Source organism: Pseudomonas sp. GW821-FHT09D08 (genome assembly GCF_059416305.1).
The window spans coordinates 96,951-120,282 of record NZ_JBWKOX010000020.1 but is presented as its reverse complement, the minus strand read 5'-3'; the positions used below and the strand labels follow the sequence as shown (position 1 = coordinate 120,282).

Here is a 23,332-nt window from a genome sequence, read left to right as displayed (position 1 = left end):
TCAACTGTCACCGGTAGAGTTTGAAAAGCGTTACGCAATGAGCTTGCAAGGTGTCTAGAGAATCCGGGGCGATTCAGTCTTTCGGTTCGCTCCCGATGAACAGCCGAATCTCCTCAATGAAATCATCGACGATGATGGCCTGGCCAGTCATATAATTCTTGCCGGAAAAGCTGAGGTAACCCTGTCGAGGAGCGATCTTACGAAAGCCGACATTGACCGCCGCACCCTTGAATTCTCCGGCCGCCCAGAGATCTGGGGACTGGATGATCTGGCTGTAAAGCTGCCAAATACCGTCCGGGGTTGGGACGTCCCGTCCATAAATCCGCATGTCGTTCCCTCTTTGGTTTGGCGGGACTGTAGCATTGAGGTGCTGATCGAAAAAGCCAGCATTTACTCAGGAGATGATTCTGGCTGGGATGACATTAAATACATGTAGCAAGTTTTTTTAATGTTGATTGAAAATTTCTCTCCAACCGCCATTTTCTTTTCTTCCGAGTTTTCAATTGGGAAGTTTTGAGCCATCCGAATATATTGGACTCTCATCATTTTATGGGTATCGGAGTACGCCGGATATAGGTACTCCAACGGTTCCCCCATTTGTCTGCTGTACATCGTAGATGCAGCATCCATTGAAGCAGCCTCGCAGTAATCCTTTTCCTTCGAGTTGAAAAGGACTGTTTCGCCCTTCATAGACCAAGACCAAGCGTTATTGGAGCTGAGTAGCGCTGCACCTGCTAAAACTAGGTATCCAAGCTTAATTTTCATATAGCGATCCGTCACCGAAAAAGATAAATCCTAACATATCGACCTGTCCGGGCATCCAGCGTGGATGGAATGCCAGTAACCGGACTTATCGCCGCCGTAGTAGCTTTGCGCCTCCAAGCAACCAAGGAAGGCTACAAATGGCGCACTATATTCAAGAAACGGCGAAGTATCTCTCCAAAACCACCCCGACAGTTCTCGGTGGCTCGGTCTGGAGCACGGTTCACGAGATTGGAAGCATTGTTCCGGTATCTGGTATCTATCGATGCGAGGGGTGCGGCGATGAGATCACATCAAACAAGGGAACCGAGTTTCCTCCACAGAACAAGCATCAACACCCAGGTTCTGCAAAGACGATCGGCTGGCGTTTAATTGTGGAAACCCAAACGAAAGGCTAAAGGATTTCCCAGTCCTTCGCCTACAAGCCCAAGGACTGGGATTGCGCCAATATCGGCGCGTTTATGACCTGGAGGTCAATGTGGCATACGAGATAAAGCCTTTCGAGAATGGCGTGCTGATGGCCTTGGCATCCCTAACTTACGCGCTGAAAAAATCACCTGGGTTTGACAGCTATGCGCTCGACGCTGCGGCTAAGTTCTTCGTCGACATACCCGCCAGAGGATGCAGTGACGGCGACGATTTCGACGCCTATGAATGGCCGCTGAGCGTTGTACAAAGAAGCGTGGCAGACATCGAAAAACTGCTGGAAAACAAAGGCAATTAACCCTTGGTTAGCCGCCAGACTGGCTCGCCACTGGCGGTTTTCGCTTCAGACTCAATTACATCTTTCATCAGTTACTCCTGCGGCCATGCCGCGTAGTGTTGGTTATCTTGCGTCTTTGTGCCTGAGGATCAGGCTTGTTCGGTCATGCCAGGGCCCGCCGTAGACGATGATCTCGGACGGCCTGCCGTGCAGGTGGTGCAGTAGGAATGGGCCGAGGCCGAATGCGCCTGCCTCCTCGCCTGGTAGCGTTGGATCGGTGCCCAGGTAAATCCCGGCGTGATTCGGATGAACTGTGCGCCCGACGTGCATGACGATAAGGTCGCCGCGTTGCGGCCGGTCGACGCGCACAAATCCGGCCGTCTCGTAGTGCTGCTCGTACAGGCTGGCGTTCTCCGCACTCTCCCACCAGCCGTCGGTGCGCTGGAAGACTTCGAACTCCAAACCCCATTCGCGAGCGTACCAGTCAGCGCAGACCTGCCAGCAATCCCAGGCCCCATGCACGAACGGTCGCTTGAGCAGCGGCGTGCTGCCCGCGGGCGTGATCGTCCGCATGTCGCCCTCGGGCCAGGACAGAATGTGCCAGGGCAAAGCCGTCGACTCGCACATTGCCAGGTCGTGCGGTGACGGCCTGCTGGTGGCGTCCGGGTGTGAATGGACAATGCCGATCACCTCGCCCAGTTCTTCCGCCGCAGCGTAGTCCTCGGGATCCTTGCTGGTTTTGATCATTGTTGCAGCATCGTTCAGTGCCCCTTTTGGAACACCGCAACTGGCAGCTTTCGCGAAAGACTTTCTACCCGCTGTAGCGACATTGATCGCCGCTTATGTCGGCGCCTCGTATGGAGCAACCTTGGTACGAGATGCGGCCCAAGAGGACGAGCGAAAAAAGGCAGATAGGTGCTGGCGCACGTGCCATGTTCACGCTGTGGCGCCAGATAAATATTGTCGCTCAGATACAGATGGACTTTGTGGATGACTATCGCGACAACCCCTCGGTAGTAATTTCACTCCCCCCTATAGACTATCCATTGGATGAGCTGCCGAGCGTAGATCTAGATAGTCTTGCGTTCTTTCTTGACCTAGGAAATGCGGAGATACTGGAAGCACTGGTCATTGCCGAACAGAATTTCCTTCATGCGATAGACGTGGTCCGGACCCGTTCGACGCTGCATTATGTGGAAGTGCAGCCAATCCTCGAAAAGATCATCCCAAATGGCGGAACGATCTCGCACGGATCTTTAGAGCAAGCGCTTGGCCCACGACTGTTGTCGCAATTGATAGACCAGACGAAACGTCTGATTTTCAGGGTGGATAGATCAATCGAGGACTTGGATAAAGTGGCTGACGAACTTTACACGGCGCTTAAAAAAGGCTTTCCAAATGCAAAGTTTCCTCGGCCGTCGAAACCAGAATCTGAGTGACACCATTGCGGTGCCAAAAAATCCGCGAAATCCCGCGTTCCTAAGGCGGACACCCTGTGCCAAACATCCTGCAAGGCAGTGCCAAATCCGACGTTTCCTTACAGGTAGCCGGATATTGGCGCTCACATCGGCGATGGTCAAATGGGCGGCAAAGGTCGCTGTCGGATGCTAATCCGGTCCTGGCCGCACCCCGACGCGGCGTCGAAGCCAAAGACCAGGTCGGCGCAGAAGCCTGCTGCGAGCACGAAGACATCGTCGTCATCGACCGCCACTAGCGAGTCGTTGCCGGTACCGCCGGTGATGGTGTTGGTCAGCCGGGTTGTCGGCACCGGTGAAACTGCTGCCGGTGTAGGTGAGTTCCTAGACGTTGTTGCCGAGCAGGTAGCAGACCAGGCTGGTCTGCACCAGGTCGATACCCCCGCCTGCGGCTTCGTTGACCCCATCGCCGAGATTATCGACCACGAAGGTGCCGTTGTCGGGACCGCCTTTCAGCGGGGCTTCGCTGAGCCCGCCATTGAGGCGGGCTTTGCCGCCCAGCCCAAGCAGGACATTGTTGCCCTCCGTGCCCCCAAAATCCCCGGGCTAGTCAAGACTGTCTCAGCCGACCAGGCCCACCCTGGACTTCGTCGCCGGCTATACCGCCGGCGAAAGCCAGTCGCTGTCGGAGTTGAACCAGCGCAACTACTACAGTTCGACCGGCCTGGATACCAACATCCCGCTGTACCGCGTTGCTGGAGTCAGCGTCCTCAACCGCCATGTAAGCGCCAACAACCCAAAGTCCCAGGACAACCACCTGTCAGGAAGTCATCACCGGCACCACCCGCGAGTATCGCGGCGTGCAAATCGGCGCCCCGGAAAAGGCAGTGGCCTCCAAGGAACGCTCGCTGCTGTCGACCCGAAAGGGCTCCGGGAGGCATCCACAAAAGGGCGGCTCATGGCCATCGTTCACCATTCGCGTTAGGATTGTCGCCCTTTCAGGGGATGCCCAGCGCAAGGATTCGCCAACGATGATCAGGAATAAGGCTGTGAAGGTCAGAGTTACCCATTTCGAGGCGCTGCTTGCCTCGCAACGGATGCCACTGGCACTGGACAGCTACCAGCGTCCCTACGTCTGGGGCAAGGACAAGGTTCAACAGTTGCTTAAGGACCTGCACGAGTTCAAGTTAGAGATGGCGAACGGACCCGACTACTACATGGGTGCGTTGCTCATTCACCAGGACCGCGCAAAGAACAGGCAATTCGTCATTGACGGACAGCAGCGCCTTACAACGCTGTGCATTCTCTACCACGTGCTGCATGGCACGCTGCCAACCGGGGCCGACTTTGCCTACCGGTCACCGGAGTCGGTTAACAATATCCAACAGGCCCAGCGGATCATCGAAGCCGAGGGGTTAACGAATGACTGCAAGGCCCTGTTCCGGCGCATCATGTTCAGCGTGATAAAGGTACCCAACGAAGACCTGGCGTTCACCTTCTTCGATAGCCAGAACAGCCGCGGCGTGCCGCTGGGCGCCGCGGACCTGCTCAAGGCTTTCCACCTGCGGGCCATCGAGGGCGAGCACCGGGAGAAACTGCAGGCACGGTTCGCCGGGCGCTGGGAGCATTGGCAGAAACATGACCACTGCCAAGGTATCGCGGGTGACTTCGATGAGTTGCTGTTCGGCAAATTGCTCTGGCGCGGCCGGCGCTGGCGTGGTCAGAAGGCACTTCAGGAAGAATCCCGGGACGGCGTGATCAATGAGTTCCAGGCAAATACCCTGCGCACTGACCAAGGGAACCGGCTGGACATCTCGCCCGCGCCGCTCGCCTATGCTTCGGCGCAGTTGCTGGTCTCCCGGGCGGGCAATCTCAGGTTGAGCCGCGGCGCCTTGCCCGAGCCGGACGACATCGCTGCCCTGCCCTTTTCCCTGCGCCAGCCGATCCAACGCGGGCTCGGTTTCTTCCTGTATGTCGAAAAGTACGCCGCCCTGGTCAACCAGCTTTTCGGCATCTCGACGCAGGAGCGGGCATTCCGGCAGTTCTACAGCGAGGTGACCCTACGCCTCTCGCCGTATCTGCGCGAGCTCTTCTGCCTGGCGGTGCTGATGTTTGTCGATCGTTTCGGTAACCGCGACCTGCTGCGCTTCGCCCTCAGCCTGGACTTTGTCATCGGAGCCATCCGCATCGAAAAGAGCTACATCTTCGCTGCAGCGGTCACCGTCTACCTGCGCGACGCGTCGCTGAACCTGCTGGATGTCATCGCCCAAGCCTATACCCCGGACGAAGTCATCGACTTCCTTATGTCCGACCCACGCGCCGCGGCCATCTATGCGGCCGAAGAAATCCAAACAGACTCGACGGTACGTGGACGCTACAAGGCCGCAGTGTTGGCGTTCTATGGCAAGGAAGGCAAGCTGGCCGGGCGTGAGGCCTGGATCAAGGAGCAATGCGCATGACCATACAATCGCACGCCATCACGTTGCGGCAGATCGCTGAGCAGGGCATGTTCTTCCGGATCCCGGTGTTCCAGCGCCTATATGTCTGGAGCGATGAACAGGTACGCACCTTGCTGGAGGACCTGTGGGCCGCGTATGAAGATCGACGCCCCATCGTCTACTTGGGCGGCATCCTCGTGATGCCCCGGCACCAGAAAGGCTCGACCGTCGAATACGACCTGATCGATGGCCAGCAACGCTTCACCACCTTGTGGTTGTTGGCGCTGATCTTGGGCCAGAACCTCAGGCCGTTCCTCGCAGGCGAACACGAAGGCGGGCTTCGCCCGCGCCTGGGCTTTCCCATCCGGCCGGACATCGACAAAGCGTTCAGGGCCATCTGCGCCTCCGGCCAGGCACCATCTGTAGAACATGACAAGATCGACAACGCGCTTGGGATCATCGAGGAGTTCAGGAACAGGCATGAGAACGCCGAGTTGGCTGCGTTCAGCGAATATGTGTTGAACAGCTTGACCGTGGTCATGACCCAATTCCCGGCGACGATGGACCTCAACAAGGTGTTCGAGGTGGTTAACAACCGAGGCGCGCAGTTGCAGCACCATGAGATTCTTAAGGCCAGGTTGCTCCAGCACATCGATAATAGCGCCGAGCGAGAGCGGCATACCGCGCTGTGGGAGGCTTGCGCCTATATGGACGACTACGTGGAGCGCAATCTGCACCGGATCACTCGGTTCGATGTGCACCACCTGTTCTCGAATGCAGATGCAAAGCGCGATGACGAGCAACTGGCCTGGTCGTCCCGCGTTCTGCAAGCTCTGCGCGATGAGTTCTCCGCCACCCGCGTCGCGCCCCCGCTGGCCCTGAGCGAGATCCTGGCCGGCAAGGCGGCTGCGCCCCCCAAGCGCGGTGGCGAGCACCTCGAAATATTCCAGGGCACGCGTAAGGTGCGCAGCATCATCAGCTTCTCGATGCTGCTACAGCACGCGTTGCGCATATGGCTGCACGAGCAGGGTGAAGCGGACATTCCCAGGATCAGCGACAAGGACCTGCTGTCCCTGTTCGACACACATTTCCTCAAGCCGTCCTGCGCGGGCTCCAAGGTCCGAAAGTTCATCGCCCTGGTGTGGGAAGTACGCTACTGCTTCGACAAACATGTCATCAAATGGGTGGAGGTCGATGGCGAAGAACACCACCTCATCCACAACATGCACAAGCGGCAAAGTCCAGCCGCTTCGGGCAAGGTCTACACGACGTTGTTCCGGGAAGAAAGCAGCGATCACGAATTCGCCTTGCTGCAAAGCATGCTCTACCACTCGCAGCAGATCACTACTCACTACTGGCTCACTCCTCTGCTGGCGTACATACGTGCAAATCGAACGGGCCGGGCCAGCTACCTGCGGCAACTCAAGCACCTGGATAACCACTTACTGTGCACTAGCGACAGCCGGCCATTGATCGAACGCAGCCATGTCTTGCTCAACGATGACGTGGCAACCTTGCCGTTACTCGACCCCGATATGGTTTTGGGCGCAGCCTTGGGCCTGAAGTTCGCGCATTACTGGTTCTACAAACTGGAGTTCGTCCTCTGGAGCACCAATGCCGCACAGTTGAATAACCAGCAGCGCGCCCAATTTAGGATGACGGCGAAGAGCTCGATCGAGCATATTTCGCCGCAGACGGCACAGGACGTCGACCTCGATACCGTCTCGGAGCAGGTACTGGACACCTTCGGCAACCTGGCTCTGGTTTCGCGGGGCATCAACTCCGAATACGGCAACAAGCCGTTCAACGAGAAGCGCCAGCACTTCCACAACCGGAACAGGGAACGCGTCGACTCGCTGAAAATGAAGCTGATCTACGCCCACAAGCAATGGGGTGACGCGCAGGCCGCGCAACATCAACAGAACATGATCGATGTGCTGGCCGGTTATCTCGCTAGTCAAACCGCTCGCGGATGACAAGCTGCCGGCTATGTTCACCAGAACCGTTTGATTGAGCCACCGGAACGCAGTGGACCGGGGCGCCTTTCAGCCGTGCTTTTTCTTGACCTGCGATGCGAGTGGGAGCAATGCAAAATTTTTAGGAACTGAAAGCACCGCATTAGAGCCAAGGCAAAATGTTCTTCGCAGATCCGGATAGCCTATGAGGGCATCGAAAAATACTCCTAAACCTCCACTGGCCCCTTTGGGACGGGCGCCAGCCAGCCAATACTGACAACCTGGCCTCCGTGCTCGGTCCGCAGAGCCCCCCCTGAGTCGAGACGCCGAGCACCGGCATTGTGGTTTACACGCCGCTTTCGAAAGACGCCAAAAGACTTTGGTCTTATGCCCCCACAGGTAGATGGCATATTGCCTACAAAATGAGTAGCATCGACGCAAACTTGATGTTTGTCAGTTGAGATGTAGAACAAGGAAGTCTCATGTCCCAAGCGAAAATTACTCTGCCCAGACTGTTCGCGTTGTCACGCCTGATCCCCACCTCAACGCATCCCGTTCCATACCCACTCGCCAATAGCGATATCCAGGATCAGGCCTGAGGGTTCCCTGTGGACATCCCTCAGTGACGCGCACCATTTTCATCTCACCGGGCGTCATGCGATGTAGGACGCATCGGCATGGATGCTATGCCCATCCATTTCATAATTCTCAAGGAGTCTTGCCATGAGCAACACCCCATTCGACCCGTCGAAATTCACGGTGCCGAAGGCCAAGCCGCTCCCGGTCATTCTTCTGCTCGATATCAGCGCCAGCATGAGCGGAGACAAGATCCGCAATCTGAATGATGCAGTGCGCGACATGCTGCATACGTTCCGTGGCACTGAATCCAGTGAGACTGAAATCTGGGTCTCGATCATCACCTTCGGATCGCAAGTCAATCTGCATCAATCCCTGGCCAGTGCCGGCGATATCCAATGGCAAGCACTTTCCGCCAGTGGCACCACGCCGCTCGGCGTAGCGCTCGACATGGCGAAAGCGATGATCGAAGACAAAGATGTCGTGCCATCACGTGCCTACCGTCCCACCGTTGTGCTTGTCTCCGATGGGCAGCCGGACAGCGGCTGGAAGGAGCCGCTGAACAGGTTCGTCAGCGATGGCCGTTCCGCGAAATGCGATCGCATGGCGATTGCCATCGGTGTTGACGCTGACAAGGCGGTACTCGGCCAATTTATCGAAGGCACGCAGAACGATCTCTTCTATGCGGAGAACGCCAAACAGCTACGGGACAGATTCAAGTTCGTCACCATGTCGGTGGTGATTCGTACGAAGTCGCAGACGCCTAATACCCTGCCGGCCGCGAGCGAGATCGAGGATCGTCAGGCATCGCTGGAACCACAGCCACAGAACACTTCAGACGACGATGGGGGCTACTGGTAATGGCACAAGCAATCGGAGACCCGGACGAACTGGAGCGATTCGCGTATGCGTTGCAACAATTCATCGACTCGCTCAACGACTCAGTAGGCACACTGGACGGTGCATTCGCGTCGCTTGGTGATAGTTGGCAAGACGAGAAGCGCTTGCAGTTCGAGGAGGATTACCAGTCGCTCGTTCAGCAATTGCATCAGTTCAGTGCACATGCAACGGAACAGGTGCCGTATCTGGCCGCACTTGCTTCGCGTCTGCGCGACTATCTGCAGAGCTAGGGAGCTGGGGTCGCGATGGCACAAGTTTCAATCGGCAACGTGGAGAATCTGGAAGACCTCGTGCGCGATTTGCAGTCAGTACGCGAGGCGCTGGAGTTCTCCTGCCACGCCCAAATTGCGGCGGTGGAACACCAATGCGAAGACACTCGCAACGAGTCGCAGTGCAGCGAAAACCTGCTGGAAAGTGCTATCCAGCAGGAGCAAGCGGCCCATCAGGCGCTTGAAAGCGCTCAGCAGGCCCTGGATAGCAGCCAATCGTGGATCGGTTCTGCCGAGTCCTCGCTGTCGGCCTGTCTTGCTCAGCCGGATGCCAACGACGACGGGGCAGGCCCGGACTGCTCGTGGGAGTACGCTTGCGTTGACGAAGCGCAAGCGGATACAGACCAGGCCCAGAGCATGCTGGAGTTGGCACAGGCCGATTTCGAACGGGCCACAGAGAACCGTCAGGCCATGGAGCGACGGGTAGATCTAACAAAGCAGGCTCTGGCGATGGCGAGCCAGGCGTTGGCTCAGGCGTTGCTGGAATGCAATGCACGACTCCTGTCCGTGACGCAGGCCATCGATATCGGCATCGCTCGTTTGGCGGCTGCGCAACAGGCACTGGATGCCTACCTCGCGACGAATCCCAGCGCTGCTGACTTCCATGCCTGGCTGAAATGGGACCCGACGCAACACGGTGGCCCTATCACGCCGGATGTACTGCGAGACCGGATGAACCTGTCGGCAGAGCACCGACACTTGCTGCAGGAATATCTCTACCAGCGTAATCCTGATTACCGCAGGCTGATTGACAAGTATCGCGGCCAGTGGGTCACCGCCAATGGCGACGTAGAGCGCAACATCGTCGCACGTCGGGCACGGATACACCTATGTGGCGAGTTCGGCGAGCAAATCGTTCGACACGCACTTGCTCCACTGGGAGGACGGATCGAAACGCAAGGCCGGACGTTCGTTGGCGACAACGGGCGATACACCAAAACCGACCTGCTGATAACGGACTTGCGAGTGCCGGTGATTCTGGGGCGTGGCGAGGGTATGGGCGCGCCGGTGGGCGGTTCGATGGCATTCGAAGTGAAATGCGGCAAGGCGCAGTACCTGTATGCGCAGAAGGACCACATGATTTTTCAAGCCGAGGGCCACAAGCAGGCGGATGCGCAATGCACGCTTTGCTCCCGAGACGTTCAGGACCTCTCACCGCAGAAGCAAAAAGAGCTTCGCGATGCCTTGCGCCTGGCCGGTTCGCCGATGGTGGGAATGCTGCCGAGGAAAAACGACATAGATCAGTCCTGCCTGGATTTCATTCGCCAAAGCGAGGAGGAACGGCCATGAAAGTACGATTTTCCATTGTTGACCCCGACATCCTCACGCCGGTCCGGGATGCCGTTGACCTGCTTAAACATGCGGTCAACAACGGCCACATGGATGACATTGACGCGGCCACGGCGCAACTCCTGGCATTGACAGCCGATTGCCAATCGATCGACTTGTCCGAAGAGGATTGGCGAGCGTTCCTGAATGGGATCTGGAAAGGCAATCCCCGGATCAAATCCAGTTATCTATTGCCGGGCGCGGTATGTGTATCGCTGTTTCCGACAATCGCCGCGGATGCTCAGGTTCTGGAGTTGCCCATGGATGATGAGATGGGAGACGCAAATGTTTGACGATGTCATGGGGCTGATGAAGGTTTGCACTGGCAGGTTCACCGAAGGAGCTACGGATGCATTTGCCAGCTCTATTGTCGCCGAGGTGCTGACCCCGATACTCAAGGATATCGATTCACTGCGCAGTTTCAGCGAGGGCTACCAACGGCAGGTGCTGATCATCGATGGCATCCTGGAAGAAGCGCAAATTCTCCAGGCGAGATCAGAGGGACCAGAGACATGAACGGTTCCCTGAACACCCCCGACCACACCATGACCAGGATCACCGAAGCCCTCGCTGATTACCGCGAAGGACTGGCGCGCATCAATCGCGAATTCGATGCCGCCGCGCGGACGAAAGATCGAGCTATCCTCGATCTGCAAAAAGACATGGCGAAACACCGGCCCCCCTTGGATGAAGACACGGTGTACCGCCTCATGGCCGAAAGAAAGTATGAGGACGCCAGCCGGGATCAGCGCAAATCGAGTTGGCGATCAACGCTCACCCGCAAATGGGAAAGCATTGCGGCCGAAGCCGTACACTTGAATGTACGACTTCGCCGACACCAGCCCGCGCTGATGGATTTAGCGCCGACTGCTTCGTTGGCAGCGACAGAAATACCCACGAACATTTCTTTCGGCGCTTATCGAGTAGGATTCGAGGACCTTGCCTGCTTTGTCCCTCACGTCCTTCCCTTCCCGTTCCCCCATGCCCTCGCCCTGTCGGAAGACAACCCGGCACACAAAAAGTGGGCACATCAGCTGCTCTTGCGATTGCTCTCGGCTTTGCCACCAGGACAACTGGAGTTAACACTCGTCGACCCGCTGCGCCTCGGGCAATCGCTCGAGCCGTTTTTGTCTCTGCTCAAAGTCGAACAATTGGTACCGGAACAACGAGTGCTCACGCGCTCGGACGAAATCGAGGCCGCGCTTGGCAAATTGCAGGATGAAGTCGAGCAACTGATTCAACATCGCTTCAATGACCTGTCGTCCAACTGGTCGGAACATAACGCAAACAACGCCGACAACCCCCTTCCTTACAAGGTGCTGGTGTTGTTCAACGTGCCGGAACAGCTCTCGGACAAGAGCCTGTGGTTCCTCCAGCGGATTTGCGAGAACGGTCCGCGTTGCGGGGTCTTGCCCATCATCGCGATTGACGGCGCACGCCTTCAAGACCCGCGCTACGAGAAATTTCGGGCGACGATAAACGCTTCTACCACGGCATTCGACACACTGTTCAACGCCGGGAACAGCGAGCATTGCGGACTTTCATTGACGTACCAGCCCGAGCAATGGCCTCGGCAAGACTCGCTGGGCAGCTATTTCTCTGCGCTCGCCGATCTGTATGCCGCGAAAGCGCGGTTAAGCAAATCGATGCCTGATCTCTGGACGGATTTTGCCAAAGGTGCGACGACCTGCGGCGGCTTCGACATCCCCATCGGCTGGACCAGCGCCGGAGGTCCCACGCCTCTGATCCTCGGTGCAACAACCTCCGAGCACCATGCACTGCTCGCCGGTAAAACCGGGTCCGGAAAATCCAACCTGCTGCATGTGCTGATCCACACGCTATGTGAAAGATACTCACCGGCAGAAGTTGATCTTTACCTGCTGGATTACAAGGAATCAACAGAGTTCAACATCTACGCGGACCCGCCGCTTCCCCATGCCCGGCTGGTGGCTACGGAGAGCGATCCCGAATACGGAGTGACGGTGCTCCAACACCTCGTGGGCGAACTGGAAAAGCGGGCATCCATGTTCAAGACTGTAAAAGTCCGCGACTTCGTCGAATATCGCGAAGCCACCAAGGCTCCGTTGCCGCGAATTCTTCTGGTCATAGACGAATTTCAGGTTCTCTTTGCAGGTAATCGCCCGGTCGCGGAGGCAGCAGAGCACCGGCTCTCGCAATTGTTGAAGCAGGGTCGCTCATTCGGCATTCATATTCTTCTCGCGACGCAGACCCTTAAAGGCATCAATGCCCTGTCGCTGGGAAGCATCATTACCCAACTGGGCTGTCGCATAGCACTGGCCTGTGGCCAGGAAGACTCCGCAATGATCCTCGGTGCGAACAACTGGGCGGCAACCGAGTTGCGTAGCCCACCACAGGGAATCATCAATAATGCCAACGGTGCCAAGTCCGGCAATTTGAAGTTTTCGATTCCACTGGCAGAAAGCAGCTTCTGCCGAACACACATCAGAAGGCTGGCGGATTACGCGACAGCGCGGGGCATGTCGGGCAAAACGAAAGTGTTCAGTGGCTCCCACATGCCCGAGCCGCCAGTCGCGATCGACTATCAGTCGGCCTGCGCAAAACAAGAGGTGCTGCTTCTGGGGGAGCGGCTGACATTTGATGCCGACAAACTGACGGTCCCACTTGTCCACCGCTCGGCATTCAATGTGCTGTTCAGTGGCTACAACGACCCTATCCATGACGGCTTGCTCACCACCACCCTTTCCAGCCTGGCTGCGCTCGACAGTTTCGATGAGGTCATCTATTTCAACGGCCGTGGCGTCACTTCCGACGGCGGTTTCCTCGATGCCTCGCGGGCACTCAGCACACGCTTGAGAGTGTTCGACAACGTCGCTGAGTTACCGCTGCAAGCCATAGCGGACGGTATCGGCACTCGCCGTGTCGCGTTGATCATCGATGGCCTTGATTCCGAGAAACAACTGTATCCATCCGCCTCGTACAAACCGGCGAAAGCAGGCGAACCGCCCTCTCCTGGCGATCTCCTCAAGCGCATTGCCGAAGATGGACCGCGCAAAGGCGTGTTCGTTTTCGCCTTCGTGGAGCGATGGCAACGCTGCGCTGCCCTTTGTAAGGATCTCTTCGCCTTTTTTGAGCTGCGCGTAGCGTATTGCATGAACGAAGACGACGCCGGATCACTGCTGGCCAGTGGAGGTATTGGCAAGTTCAAAGGTATCGAAAAATCCAATCGCGCCGTTCTGATGAACAGAATGACCAATGAGACTTCATGGTTCCGGCCCTACGTTCAGAAGAGTTCCCTATGAAGAAATTCCTGCTTACCTGGTATGGCCTCACGGATTTCCGCGCCTCACTGGGGTTCGAAAACACAATCGGTCCGATCGCCGGAGCACTCGAGGCGGAAGACTATTGTGAAGTCGTCATTCTTTGCTATACACGGACGGATTACGAAACTGACAAGCACGCAGGGAGTCAGGGTGACCTGGCAGAAAAGATGGCGTTGATCCATGGCTCGAACCAACAACATGAATACAGCGTCACCAGCGAATTTGTGTCGACTTTTGCCAACACTCCTGCGGCACATGAACACTATGCCCGCTGGCTGAAAGATAAGCTGCAGGCTCTCGGCAAGCGTACAGACATCTCCCTCAAGAGCGAGAAGCTGCGCGAACTCAACGATAGCGAAGGCATCTACGCTTGCGCCATGCGTGCCTTGGATTCTGTTGCGAAGACAGCCGGAGACAAACTGGTCACCCTCTATTTGAGCCCGGGCACACCGGTGATGGCCTTCATCTGGGCCTTGACGGCACTCGCACATCCAACCCTTAAAAAGCGCCTGATCGTTTCGCCTGTCATTGGCAAACCACCCGAAGCCATCAGCTTGCCAGCGGAGTGGCTTGAACGGCATGGTGTCAGCCAGAGTGCGGCACGCAACGCCCATGACGGTTTCGATGTGACTTTTCACCTTTTTGGCGAGCAACGCATGCCCTCTTTACTTGGCATCCGCCAGTTTGCATCGAGCCGGCATGTTTTCGTCAACTCGAAGGACTTTCCGGCGGCCTGCATGCGGGCATTCATTCACGACGCAAACTTTGACGAACTGGCCGTCGATCCCTGGGATGCCCACGACGTCCAGGAAAAAATCATCGGTCATGCGAGGACTTTGCCGGCAGGCGCGCGCATCGGCGTCAACCTGACGGGCGGAACGAAACTAATGTTCGCCGGGGCGCTCTCCGCAGCCCGTGCGCTGGGGGGCATCCCGTTCTACTTTGACAGTCGCAACCAGCGCGTGACGTATGTCGACAGCCTTCGCCGCGAAACCATCAGACCGATTGACTCGGTCGAAACGTTTTTGCTGCTCAATGCCGATGGACTGAAACTTTCCTCCGTTGCGCCGTTACAGGAGCTATCGTCAGACCGCCGCCGCCTGACCGAAATGCTCTGGAAGCACCGTCGCAAGCTCTCAAAAGACTACAAAAAATTGTGCAGCTTCAGCAACCAACACGAAAAAGAGCAGCAAAGAAATGCGCCGCTCACGCCCTTCGTTATCGAAAGCAGTGGATTCGTTTTCAGCTTTGCCAAAGGCAACGTCGCCTCCGTCGTGGGCAACGGACTGGATCTGCGTTTCAACGACTGGGCCGACTTTGCGAAATACCTGTCGGGCGGTTGGTTCGAGGAATACGTCTATCTGCGCTGCAAACCGTACGAAGACCGCGGGATCATCAAGGACCTGCGCATCAATCTGACGCTGCAACTGAATCGGGCAAGTGCCAATTCATTCAATGGCAACGTTCCACATAATGAACTCGATGTCACGTTCACAGACGGTCGTTCGCTCTACATAGTGGAATGCAAGGCGGGCTACGTAAGCCAGGAACAAGTGATGAAATTGCAGAACCTGGTTCGCTACTACGGTGGCGTCGAGGGGCGTGGAATCATTGCCTGCTGTTTTGCTCCCCAGTCGGAGTCGGTGCGCAAAAAGATCGACGATGCACGTTTGACGCCCTGGTGCGGAGACACCTTTTCAGCGCAACTCGACGCGCTGATGACCGCGATCGCGCAACGTACCAAATCGATAAGAGCGTCTGTATGACGCTCTTTGTGGTGTGTGACATCTCCGGCAGCATGGCTGATCTGGCCAAGCCATTCATCATGCGAACAACCGTCATGACGATTGCGCAGTGGGTACGTTTGGGTTATGGCCGCACACCAATCAGATTGTGTTCCTGGGCCGGCGAAGCGTACTTCCCCGATTGGTCCGAGAATCAGGAGTATCCGGCGCAACTGCTTGCTTGCCGTGGAACGTCTAGCGTTGCAGCCCTGATTCAGTTGCTCGGAACGCAACCTGAAGGGAAAATCCTGCTGCTTTCCGATGGGTTCTGGTCTCACGCCGATACGAAACTACTGAAGCAATGGTCCGCGAGCCTGCCGCCGGACACGCTACGCATTATCAAAATAGGCGCAGATGCGAATCCACGATTCAAAGGCCCCGATGTGTTTGTGACTGATGAGCTCTTCGCCGCGCTCGACGGCTGGCTGGAAGACTGTTCAGCATGATGCTCTGGAAAAGTTTTGGTGCAAGCGTTCGAGGCCCGGCACATATAGCCTCGCGGACTCCCAACCAGGATGCCTGGGCATCGTTCCATCATAACTGGGGGGATGGCATCGTTGTTTGCGACGGGCTCGGCTCCAAGCCGTTGTCCAATGTTGGCAGCGCGGCTGCCTGTGTTGCAGTGGAACGCGCGGCACACGCCTGCCGTGGACAAAGCGAAATAACCCCTCGATTCCTGTCGCAATGTATCCAGTCCAACTGGTTATCACTTATTGCGCCGCTTGAACCCCGCGATTGTGCAGCCACCTGCCTGTTCGCATTCCGGCTTGGAAATGGCGTCATCCACTTGGGAATGCTGGGCGATGGCTTGCTCGCCGCCGTCAGGTTCGATGGCTCGATGTTGGCGCTTAGCGAGGACAAGTCACAGAGCTTTTCAAACATCACGGCCGCACTGTCATCGAGCGACTCCGGGAGGGACTGGCAGATTACATCGCTGCCAGAACAAGACTGCCTGGGCATCGTGCTCTGCACCGACGGTGTCGCAGACGACCTGGACGATGTCGACGGCTTCGTTACCGGCGTAATGGAGGCACATCGTTCTCTCGCCACGATGACTGCCAACCAGCGTTTGCAAGAGATGCTTGAAAACTGGCCAACACCAAAGCACAGCGACGACAAGACTATCGCCTGCCTCTGCTGTGAGGAGATCAGCCATGGATAAGCCCGCACGAACCGCTCACACAAAACCACTCTGCGATGACTACGGCAATCAGCATTACCTCACTGAAGAACTTGCCAGAGGTGGCCAGGGCGTCGTGTACCGTACGCGAGATGCTGATCTGGCGATCAAGCAACCACTCGACACCTCGGGTGAGCCGGACACAAAAGCCGACCTGCGCCGTCGCTTCCAGAACATCCGTCTGTTGCCAATTCCGTCGCGCATTCCTGTTTCTCTGCCTCTGGCCATTCTGCGAGATGAGCCTGGCTATGTAATGCGGCTATTGAACGGCATGAAACCCTTCAATTTTTTCGATCTCGACGGCGATGCGAAAAAAGCGCTCGAATCTCAGAACCCTGCACTTCCCCGGTGGCTGGCAGCCGTTCCTGATCGGGAGTTGGCATTGCGTCTGTGGCATTACGCCAACACAGGCTCAACCCGGCGCCGCCTGTTTGCGTTGGCAGAATGTGCATCGATCCTCGCCCGTTTGCACAGCGCGGGATTGGTGTACGGCGACATCTCCGCGGACAATGCGTTCATTGCCGAGCACGCAAGCGATGTCTGGCTTATTGATGCCGACAATATGCGTCTGGAAATGCCTGGTGAAGGCACTTCCGTCTATACGCCGGGTTATGGTGCTCCGGAAGTTGTTCGGGCAACCGATGCTTCGCGCCCGCGATCGGACTGCTGGGCGTTTGCCGTGATGGCATTCAAGACACTCGCACTCTGCCATCCATTCATCGGCAAGAAAGTGCTGGAGCCCGAGGATGAAGACAGCGGTTGGGACGCCGAGCCGACGACAGACGAGCGCCCTGCCGATCTGCAGGACCAGGCCTATGCCGGGTATTTCCCTTTTATCGATGACGAGGACGACGATTCGAACGAGTGTGATACCGGTTTGCCCCGCGAACTGGTCGCGACGGCTGGGCTGCGGCGGCTTTTCCACGAAACCTTCGGCGCCGGGAGAAATCAGCCGCATCGCCGTCCGACGATTGCGTTCTGGGCGCTGGAATTGAAGAAAGCCTTCGACCTTTCGCTGCAATGCCATGCCTGCGCCATGAGTTACTTTGCCGATAACCATACGCAATGTCCCTTTTGCCGTGCCCCCCGACCGCCCTTTGCCCGCGCCATAACGCCACGTGGGGAAATCGTGATCCCGTCCGACGCAAAAGAGTTTTCCTTGCCGCACCGTTTGTTTCACCCATTTTCATTCCAGCATAACAACGCGCAAGCGTACGAGGCCGTTCTCGACTTCGACTACAAGACTGCACACCCCGTGCGAGGGACGAAAACCTTTCCCGACACCCTGGTTTTCAAATTCGTAGGAGCAGAGAAATGAAGTTCGACGACATTCCAGCCGAGATCCTTACGATCCGCGTTAAGCAGGCTGACAACGCGATGGAAGGCTTGCAGGAACGCGCGGTCCTTTCGATCGAGACCAGTGCGGCGCGTCCCGACGATTTCGATCTACGACTCAAGGACTCACTCCTCTGCGTGCAGACCGTCGCGTCCATCGATACCCGTCGCCTCAATGCAGAGCTCGCCAGCGGGCGCGCAATGCTGGCGAGATTGGCCAATCCTGCCGCCGATGGCAGCATGGAGTTGCAAATCGCCTTCTTCTCAGGTGGGTGCCTGGAGATGGGTGAAGTCGACATCGGGGTGGACGAATATGTGGAAACCAAGATCAACGAAATCACCGGGCGCAAGGGTCAAACCAAAGGTGAACGTCTTTACAGACTGCTTGATGAGCATTGCTGCTTCCGACAAGACGGCAGCTCATTCTTTTTCTTGATCGCCGGCCCGGCAATTGATGAAGCGTTGAAGCCGGAGCCTGCCGTGAACAAAACGAGCAGCGACAGTGACGCTCACTTGGAGCAAGACCCGGAAATCGCAGATGAGGACGATATCGCGATTGGCCACGCTGCCCTCAGCCAGGACAAACAGCCGACCCGCAGCAACTCCTTCTGTGTTACGGGCGATGGCATTCGCTTTGTTGCGACACAGACCTCGTTGCCGGAGGGTAAATCGATCTTCTTGGCCACGCGCATGACCAAGGCCCGGGGCAGGACGGATCGCGCACTGCGCCTGGTCAAAGGCACGCTGCGCTTTACTGATTGGTCACAGACAGGTCAGATCAGCGTTTTCGCCAAGGCGCAGTTGACCGAACTGACGCGGGACGATGTCAGCTATCTGAAAAAATGGGACGAATTCGGCGATCTCGAAGGCGAATTGCTGCTCAAACGAGCACGGACAGTCGGCGCCTTGCAGTTCTCCGACATGGCCGAGAAACGCGACGGAACGGTCTCTGTTCGCATTTCCCAAGCCAGCGAGACTTCTTTGAAAGCCTTGGAGCAGGGCCTTGTACCCGAAGTCAAATTGATTGAAGAGCTCCCGGATTACCTGAGAGACGAATCACTGTGCTTCAAGGATTTCGCGAGCGGAATCGAGCGAGCCGTAGAAAAAGAAAAGCTTCTGCAACAACAAGAGCGGAAAAAAATAAACACCCATTTAAAGGTGATCGCTTTCGACAAGGAATCGAAAATACTCACGCTCAAGACTGAAACCTTGCCAGCGCCGTCGGGCCTTTTCATCCTCTCGCTGGCGGGAGAAATCACCCAGATCAAGCGACGGTTATCCGCCCGCCACTCGATCAGTGAGGGTCGCGCAGCCAACCCGCAACTCGGGTTGCTGGTCGAGGAAAAAGGGAAAATCGCACCGGCCCGCAAGCCACCGTCAATTGCACCGCTGACGGCATTTGTTCGCCGCAAGGTGTTCAAGGAAGACCCCACCCCGAAGCAACTGGAGGCAATCAGTTGCGCATTGGAAACACCCGACATTGCGCTGATTCAAGGGCCACCCGGAACCGGCAAGACCACCGTCATCGCCGCGATCCTCGAACGGCTGAACGAGATGGCCGACAAACGCGGCGCGAGTATAAAAGGCCAAGTGCTACTGACCGGTTTTCAGCATGACGCAGTCGAAAACATGATCGAGCGAATGTCGCTCAATGGTCTTCCCGTTCCCAAGTTCGGCACGCGCTCAAATACAGCGCTAGAAGAATTAAGCATCTTCGAAAAGAGGATGGACGAATGGTGCGCAAAGCTTGCAACTGAACTGCGCGAGCGAAATCCGCAAATTGCCGAAATCGAGCAGGAGACGGAAATCAAGCTTCTGTGCTTGCACTATATCCAGACACCTACGCGTGCATTGGGTGCAGACCTTGCCGAAAAAATTGCTTCGCTAGGCATCCGGGTTCTCGGCGAAAACGGTGCACGTCAAGCCGTGAATCTGCTGAACAGGATGCGCCAGGAAGAACAACTGAATGGCAGTTCTGGTCAATGGCTGGATGTCGTGCGCCGTATACGCTGCCGCTCCGAGAGTTTCGCAGACGATGGACCGAATCGAGCCGCTGACGCACTGGACGACTTGCGCGACATGCTTGATCAGGCTGATCACGATTTACTGGACAACGCCAGCCTGTGGCGCAGCGAAGATGGACCGCCACCATTTCTCGACGCGCTGGCAAACCTGAAGAAAACACTGCTCGTCCGCTTCACCACTCCTCCCGTCTTTCGCGTAGAAAAACGCAATGACGCCGTCGTTGCGCTGGCAGAGTTGGCCATCAAACGTATCAAGTCCGTGGGCCACACTGCCAAAGACAAGCGGTCTGCCGCGTTAGCCGAATTCCTCGCTGAACTCGACAGTAACCCTTACAGCATGCTGGAGGCAGTGTCCGATTACAGTTTCGCGTTCGCGGCCACCTGCCAGCAGAGCGTGAGTGGGAACATGCAAAAACAGAAAGGCATCAGGGGCGATGATGAAAACGACAACCAACAGAGGCTGGAATACGAGTATGTAATCGTCGACGAGGCCGCACGAGTCTCGCCGCGCGACCTCATGGTGCCGATGGCACAGGGCAAGCGCATCATTCTCGTAGGCGACCACCGCCAATTGCCCCACATCATCGACGAAGAAGTGGCCGGCCAGATGGAAACCGGCGAAACAGGACCGTCAGAATCCGAATGGCTCAAGAAGTCGATGTTCCAGTACCTGTTCTCAGAACGCCTAAAGACACTGGAGGACAACGACAAGATCCCTCGGCGGGTCACGCTGGACAAACAATATCGTATGCACCCGACCCTCGGCGATTTCATCAGCCGTAACTTTTATGAGCGTTTCGATCCTTCCGAAAAATTCAAATCCGGACGGCCTGCCAGCGATTTCGTCCATGCCCTTCCCGACACCGAGGGCAAACCCGCGGTCTGGCTGGAGGTGCCCGTGGAAAAAGGCAAGCATCTGCGCCGCGACACCAGTTGGATACGTCCGGCCGAAGCCACTGTCATCTCACGCCAATTAAGGGCGTGGATGGATTGCGACGCTGGCAAGGATCTATCGTTTGGGGTGATCTCGTTCTATAAGGCTCAGTCCGAACTCATCAGGGAGCAACTCGGTGCGTTTGCGGAAAACGAGAAGAGGCTCCGTATCGGCACGGTGGACTCGTTCCAGGGCATGGAATTCGATGTAGTGTTTCTGTCGACCGTGAGATCCCTGCCACGAGACTGGAAAACCTCCCAAGAGAGTCAAGAGAAGCAGGCACGGTCTCTGTTCGGTCACCTCTGCCTCTATAACCGCCTCAATGTCTCGATGAGCCGCCAGAAAAAACTGCTGGTGGTGGTCGGCGACTCAGGTCTGCTGCACGGGCAACTGGCCGCCGAACATATTCCGGGGCTGGTGGACTTCCATCGTCTCTGCCAGGAACAAGGAGTCATTCTGCAATGTTGAAACTCCTAGACTACGGCACACCAAAGCCGTTCGGTGCTGCCATTGGCGGGCAGCGCGATTTGATGTGGCCAGTGAACACTTATCGCGTGACGCTGCCAAAACCCTTTGCAGATGGCGAGCGCCTCAACGCCTTCGAACAGCTCATTCTCAAGCTCCTATCGGTATGCGGTGCGATGGACGCTCAGGCACTGGCGGAGGAAACCCGCATTCCACTCGACCTGATCGACAGTATCCTTCTGCGCTTGCAGGACAAGGCACTGATTGATCCATTCAACGTTATTGTCGAAAAGGAAAACGTCGGTGCGAACGACGATGAGCAAGTGCCGGTTTTTGCCACCGCGCTGGTTTTTCGCGAACTCGTCACCGGACAGATGCTGCCATTCATGCACTGGCTGGACGACAACAATCCATTGCAGAAGCAGGAAGAGAACAAGCGCTATAGGCGCATTCCCCTCAATGACGCCCACACGCATGGCCCTCCTACTCAGCGCGATATCATCAGCTTAGTACGCGTGATACAGAGAAGATCCGCAGCTTCGGGACGGGAGGAAAATATTCCGCCGATTCAGAAGATCATGATCATCGATAAAGCAGAACGGCATTTGCTCCACTGTCCGATTGCAATCCAGAAAAGCGATGGTGAATTCCGTATCGCCGACCCGTTCGGCAATGGTTTCTCATTGATCCTTGAACGGGCATTCGAGCATCTGCTTGAACAAGATGAAGCACAGGCCAACTGGTTAAAAAACTGGAAAGCCTCACTGAGCAACCCGAAGGCTCACAACCAGGACGAAAAGCCGAAGGAGGTATTCGAGAATGTAGACAATTGGCTGCGCTTTCCAAAACTTCTTCACAGTCTGCGCCTACGGCCCAACGCCCCCTTTCACTCTATCGCTCAGATCTACGCGGCCCTGGAATGGGCCCTGTTTTACGCATGTATCAAGTCTCCCTATGAAAGTGAGTTGGAAGAGCTCAAGTTCACAGAGCCGAGAGAGCATTACGCCTTGCTCGCGCAGGCCGCGACCAAGATCGGCCTGACTGCGCCGCGATCGGGCTTCAGACCCATAAGAGAAGGCAAACTCATCGATTTTCGAAATGGCAAGGCGGAACTGGAAACCCTCCTCGCCATCGCCATCCTGCAAGCACAAGACGATGAGTTCAATCCCTTGCGGCGCCTCGCGAAACAGCAACCAGAGCTCATAAACCAGCTTCTTGACATCAAAAAGCAGCGCGATGAAAAGGGCCACGGCAAAGGCAAGGCTGATGCCCCGCAGATGGAACTGTCGGACGCAGCGTTGATGCGTGAATTCATCGAGACACTACTTCCGCAGATCAGGTTTTCACAGACTCCAGCGTCCACCTCTCCTTCCGACACAGACAGCGATTTTCGCGCAGACTCGTTGCTGGATGCCCGCGCCTGCTTGCAGAGCGATTTCGGCTACAAGACATTCAACCGTTTCGGGGCCAATCTGCAAGACCGGCTCGTTCATGCCGAGCGCGCCTTTCTGTCTTTCAAGGACGGGGACGATGCACTCGCATTCGTTCGCGATCTGTATGCAGCTTTGCAGTCCGTCTTCGAGGTGTCGCTGATCTATTGGTTACCCCCTGAGGCCGACGATGCGCAGCTTATCGCGGTCGCCGAAACCAGAGCTGTCAACGCCGGCCTCTGCAGCAAATTGCCTGAAGGTCTGCGCACGGTCAGGCCTGCGGCGGTGCGGCAAACCTTGCAAGGTGTCGGACAGTCGCTGGGGGCCTGCGTGATCGCCCTTCTGCTGATGGCTGAAGAGGACATATTGAAATCAATTGCAGGGACAGCACCGTCGTTTATGGACGATATGACAGCTGTCATTACCAAGCGAGGGCACGGCAATGAACCGCTGCCAATGCCAAAAGAACAAGTCGCGCAACTTCGCAAAGCTTCTTACAAAATAATCAAGACACTGATAGAGGTATAGGGA

General features: G+C 56.6%; 20 protein-coding genes and 1 pseudogene. 18 read left to right on the top strand and 3 right to left on the bottom strand.

Going from position 1 to position 23,332, the window contains the following annotated elements:
• Positions 1-73: 73 nt before the first annotated feature.
• Entirely contained in the window at positions 74-328 is a 255-nt protein-coding gene (locus AC07OP_RS26190) for a hypothetical protein (protein WP_495102588.1), read from the bottom strand.
• Between the two features lie 62 nt (positions 329-390).
• On the bottom strand, positions 391-765 hold the full coding sequence (locus tag AC07OP_RS26185) for a hypothetical protein (RefSeq protein WP_495102587.1): 375 nt from the start codon (positions 763-765) through the stop codon (positions 391-393).
• A 137-nt stretch (positions 766-902) separates the two neighbouring features.
• On the opposite strand from AC07OP_RS26185, the gene AC07OP_RS26180 reads away from it, so the two are divergent.
• On the top strand, positions 903-1,160 hold the full coding sequence (locus tag AC07OP_RS26180) for a protein L (protein WP_495102586.1): 258 nt from the start codon (positions 903-905) through the stop codon (positions 1,158-1,160).
• Between the two features lie 41 nt (positions 1,161-1,201).
• Complete coding sequence (locus tag AC07OP_RS26175) at positions 1,202-1,486, top strand: hypothetical protein (RefSeq protein WP_495102585.1); 285 nt, start codon at positions 1,202-1,204, stop codon at positions 1,484-1,486.
• A 102-nt stretch (positions 1,487-1,588) separates the two neighbouring features.
• Here AC07OP_RS26175 and AC07OP_RS26170 read toward each other — a convergent pair whose 3' ends face one another.
• On the bottom strand, positions 1,589-2,212 hold the full coding sequence (locus tag AC07OP_RS26170) for a C40 family peptidase (protein WP_495102584.1): 624 nt from the start codon (positions 2,210-2,212) through the stop codon (positions 1,589-1,591).
• Between the two features lie 185 nt (positions 2,213-2,397).
• On the opposite strand from AC07OP_RS26170, the gene AC07OP_RS26165 reads away from it, so the two are divergent.
• The 16 genes and pseudogenes from AC07OP_RS26165 (at position 2,398) to AC07OP_RS26090 (ending at position 23,329) form a co-directional block, all read left to right on the top strand.
• Positions 2,398-2,904 carry a hypothetical protein gene (locus AC07OP_RS26165; RefSeq protein ID WP_495102583.1) on the top strand — a complete coding sequence of 169 codons (507 nt, stop codon included), beginning with the start codon at positions 2,398-2,400 and terminating at the stop codon, positions 2,902-2,904.
• A gap of 610 nt (positions 2,905-3,514) precedes the next feature.
• Positions 3,515-3,809 (top strand): annotated as a pseudogene (locus AC07OP_RS26160) (TolC family outer membrane protein); the annotation flags it as partial.
• Between the two features lie 102 nt (positions 3,810-3,911).
• On the top strand, positions 3,912-5,339 hold the full coding sequence (locus tag AC07OP_RS26155) for a DUF262 domain-containing protein (RefSeq protein WP_495102591.1): 1,428 nt from the start codon (positions 3,912-3,914) through the stop codon (positions 5,337-5,339).
• A complete protein-coding gene (locus tag AC07OP_RS26150) occupies positions 5,336-7,294 on the top strand; it encodes a DUF262 domain-containing protein (RefSeq protein ID WP_495102582.1) in 1,959 nt (652 codons plus the stop codon). Before AC07OP_RS26155 ends, AC07OP_RS26150 begins: the two co-directional genes overlap by 4 nt.
• Positions 7,295-7,996: 702 nt before the next feature.
• Positions 7,997-8,710: a vWA domain-containing protein gene (locus AC07OP_RS26145; protein ID WP_495102581.1), complete on the top strand. Its 714-nt coding sequence runs from the start codon at positions 7,997-7,999 to the stop codon at positions 8,708-8,710.
• Positions 8,710-8,979 carry a WXG100 family type VII secretion target gene (locus AC07OP_RS26140; RefSeq protein WP_088235354.1) on the top strand — a complete coding sequence of 90 codons (270 nt, stop codon included), beginning with the start codon at positions 8,710-8,712 and terminating at the stop codon, positions 8,977-8,979. Before AC07OP_RS26145 ends, AC07OP_RS26140 begins: the two co-directional genes overlap by 1 nt.
• Positions 8,980-8,994: 15 nt before the next feature.
• Positions 8,995-10,308, top strand: coding sequence for a hypothetical protein (locus AC07OP_RS26135; RefSeq protein ID WP_495102580.1), 1,314 nt, complete (start codon positions 8,995-8,997; stop codon positions 10,306-10,308).
• A complete protein-coding gene (locus tag AC07OP_RS26130) occupies positions 10,305-10,640 on the top strand; it encodes a hypothetical protein (RefSeq protein WP_495102579.1) in 336 nt (111 codons plus the stop codon). The genes AC07OP_RS26135 and AC07OP_RS26130 overlap by 4 nt, the downstream gene beginning before the upstream one ends.
• Entirely contained in the window at positions 10,633-10,863 is a 231-nt protein-coding gene (locus AC07OP_RS26125; protein ID WP_096767012.1) for a hypothetical protein, read from the top strand. The genes AC07OP_RS26130 and AC07OP_RS26125 overlap by 8 nt, the downstream gene beginning before the upstream one ends.
• Positions 10,860-13,628, top strand: coding sequence for an FtsK/SpoIIIE domain-containing protein (locus tag AC07OP_RS26120; protein ID WP_495102578.1), 2,769 nt, complete (start codon positions 10,860-10,862; stop codon positions 13,626-13,628). Before AC07OP_RS26125 ends, AC07OP_RS26120 begins: the two co-directional genes overlap by 4 nt.
• Positions 13,625-15,415 carry a Card1-like endonuclease domain-containing protein gene (locus AC07OP_RS26115; RefSeq protein WP_495102577.1) on the top strand — a complete coding sequence of 597 codons (1,791 nt, stop codon included), beginning with the start codon at positions 13,625-13,627 and terminating at the stop codon, positions 15,413-15,415. The genes AC07OP_RS26120 and AC07OP_RS26115 overlap by 4 nt, the downstream gene beginning before the upstream one ends.
• Positions 15,412-15,879, top strand: a complete 468-nt coding sequence (locus AC07OP_RS26110; protein ID WP_495102576.1) for a hypothetical protein — start codon at positions 15,412-15,414, stop codon at positions 15,877-15,879. The genes AC07OP_RS26115 and AC07OP_RS26110 overlap by 4 nt, the downstream gene beginning before the upstream one ends.
• Entirely contained in the window at positions 15,876-16,595 is a 720-nt protein-coding gene (locus AC07OP_RS26105; RefSeq protein WP_495102575.1) for a PP2C family serine/threonine-protein phosphatase, read from the top strand. Before AC07OP_RS26110 ends, AC07OP_RS26105 begins: the two co-directional genes overlap by 4 nt.
• Complete coding sequence (locus tag AC07OP_RS26100) at positions 16,588-17,931, top strand: protein kinase domain-containing protein (protein WP_495102574.1); 1,344 nt, start codon at positions 16,588-16,590, stop codon at positions 17,929-17,931. Before AC07OP_RS26105 ends, AC07OP_RS26100 begins: the two co-directional genes overlap by 8 nt.
• Positions 17,928-21,374, top strand: coding sequence for a DEAD/DEAH box helicase (locus tag AC07OP_RS26095; protein ID WP_495102573.1), 3,447 nt, complete (start codon positions 17,928-17,930; stop codon positions 21,372-21,374). Before AC07OP_RS26100 ends, AC07OP_RS26095 begins: the two co-directional genes overlap by 4 nt.
• Positions 21,368-23,329 (top strand): hypothetical protein, encoded by a 1,962-nt coding sequence (locus AC07OP_RS26090; protein WP_495102572.1) that lies wholly within the window; start codon positions 21,368-21,370, stop codon positions 23,327-23,329. Before AC07OP_RS26095 ends, AC07OP_RS26090 begins: the two co-directional genes overlap by 7 nt.
• Positions 23,330-23,332: the final 3 nt, after the last annotated feature.

Bases quoted from the DNA above. Each gene is read 5' to 3' on its own strand.
- AC07OP_RS26190 (WP_495102588.1), bottom strand. From the start codon at position 328: ATGCGGATTTATGGACGGGACGTCCCAACCCCGGACGGTATTTGGCAG.
- AC07OP_RS26185 (WP_495102587.1), bottom strand. From the start codon at position 765: ATGAAAATTAAGCTTGGATACCTAGTTTTAGCAGGTGCAGCGCTACTC.
- AC07OP_RS26180 (WP_495102586.1), top strand. From the start codon at position 903: ATGGCGCACTATATTCAAGAAACGGCGAAGTATCTCTCCAAAACCACC.
- AC07OP_RS26170 (WP_495102584.1), bottom strand. From the start codon at position 2,212: ATGATCAAAACCAGCAAGGATCCCGAGGACTACGCTGCGGCGGAAGAA.
- AC07OP_RS26165 (WP_495102583.1), top strand. From the start codon at position 2,398: ATGTTCACGCTGTGGCGCCAGATAAATATTGTCGCTCAGATACAGATG.
- AC07OP_RS26155 (WP_495102591.1), top strand. From the start codon at position 3,912: ATGATCAGGAATAAGGCTGTGAAGGTCAGAGTTACCCATTTCGAGGCG.
- AC07OP_RS26150 (WP_495102582.1), top strand. From the start codon at position 5,336: ATGACCATACAATCGCACGCCATCACGTTGCGGCAGATCGCTGAGCAG.
- AC07OP_RS26145 (WP_495102581.1), top strand. From the start codon at position 7,997: ATGAGCAACACCCCATTCGACCCGTCGAAATTCACGGTGCCGAAGGCC.
- AC07OP_RS26140 (WP_088235354.1), top strand. From the start codon at position 8,710: ATGGCACAAGCAATCGGAGACCCGGACGAACTGGAGCGATTCGCGTAT.
- AC07OP_RS26135 (WP_495102580.1), top strand. From the start codon at position 8,995: ATGGCACAAGTTTCAATCGGCAACGTGGAGAATCTGGAAGACCTCGTG.
- AC07OP_RS26130 (WP_495102579.1), top strand. From the start codon at position 10,305: ATGAAAGTACGATTTTCCATTGTTGACCCCGACATCCTCACGCCGGTC.
- AC07OP_RS26125 (WP_096767012.1), top strand. From the start codon at position 10,633: ATGTTTGACGATGTCATGGGGCTGATGAAGGTTTGCACTGGCAGGTTC.
- AC07OP_RS26120 (WP_495102578.1), top strand. From the start codon at position 10,860: ATGAACGGTTCCCTGAACACCCCCGACCACACCATGACCAGGATCACC.
- AC07OP_RS26115 (WP_495102577.1), top strand. From the start codon at position 13,625: ATGAAGAAATTCCTGCTTACCTGGTATGGCCTCACGGATTTCCGCGCC.
- AC07OP_RS26110 (WP_495102576.1), top strand. From the start codon at position 15,412: ATGACGCTCTTTGTGGTGTGTGACATCTCCGGCAGCATGGCTGATCTG.
- AC07OP_RS26105 (WP_495102575.1), top strand. From the start codon at position 15,876: ATGATGCTCTGGAAAAGTTTTGGTGCAAGCGTTCGAGGCCCGGCACAT.
- AC07OP_RS26100 (WP_495102574.1), top strand. From the start codon at position 16,588: ATGGATAAGCCCGCACGAACCGCTCACACAAAACCACTCTGCGATGAC.
- AC07OP_RS26095 (WP_495102573.1), top strand. From the start codon at position 17,928: ATGAAGTTCGACGACATTCCAGCCGAGATCCTTACGATCCGCGTTAAG.
- AC07OP_RS26090 (WP_495102572.1), top strand. From the start codon at position 21,368: ATGTTGAAACTCCTAGACTACGGCACACCAAAGCCGTTCGGTGCTGCC.